The organism is Rhodoferax sp. GW822-FHT04A08 (genome assembly GCF_058801025.1).
In genome coordinates, this window is record NZ_JBXAMW010000070.1 from 1 (window position 1) to 844 (window position 844).

Annotated in this window: 1 pseudogene; it reads left to right on the top strand. The window is 66.0% G+C overall.

What is annotated here, in order from left to right:
- Positions 1-844 (top strand): annotated as a pseudogene (locus AC1RMF_RS26610) (NADH-quinone oxidoreductase subunit F); the annotation flags it as partial.

The following is an 844-nucleotide window of genomic DNA, read 5'->3' on the forward strand; positions in this document are numbered from 1 at the left end:
CCCCCATGCCATTGAAGTGGCACCCGGCTACGCAGGCTATGCGGCATACCGCCACGCTGGCGGCTATGCCTTGGCGGCGGCCCTGGTCAACGGCGAACAGGATGCCGAGAGCGTTATCAAGGCGATGGAGGACTCGGGACTGCGCGGCCTGGGCGGCGCCGGCTTCCCGGCTGGGCGCAAATGGCGCATCGTGCGCGACCAGCCTGCACCCAAGCTCATGGCGGTCAACATCGACGAGGGGGAGCCTGGCACCTTCAAGGACCGTACCTACCTGGAGCGCGATCCGCACCGCTTTCTGGAAGGCCTTCTGATTGCAGCGCAAATCGTGGGCATAGAGCGCTGCTACATCTACCTGCGTGACGAATACCACGGCTGCCGCGCCATCCTGGAAACCGAGCTGGCCAAGTTGCAGGCCAATCCGCCGTGCCCCTTGCCCCACATCGAGCTGCGCCGCGGTGCAGGTGCCTACATCTGCGGCGAAGAGTCGGCCATGATTGAGAGCATCGAAGGCAAACGCGGCGAGCCGCGCATGCGCCCGCCCTACATCGCCCAGGTCGGCCTGTTTGGCCGCCCTACGCTGGAGCACAACTTCGAGACCTTGTACTGGGTGCGCGACATCGTGGAGAAGGGCGCCTCCTGGTTCAGCAGCTATGGCCGCAATGGCCGCAAAGGCCTGCGCTCTTTCAGCGTCAGCGGTCGCGTGCGCCACCCCGGTGTCAAGCTGGCGCCGGCCGGCATCACCCTGCGTGAACTGATCGACGAATACTGTGACGGCATGCAGGACGGTCACACGCTGTACGCCTACCTGCCCGGCGGCGCCTCAGGCGGCATCTTCCCGGCCAGC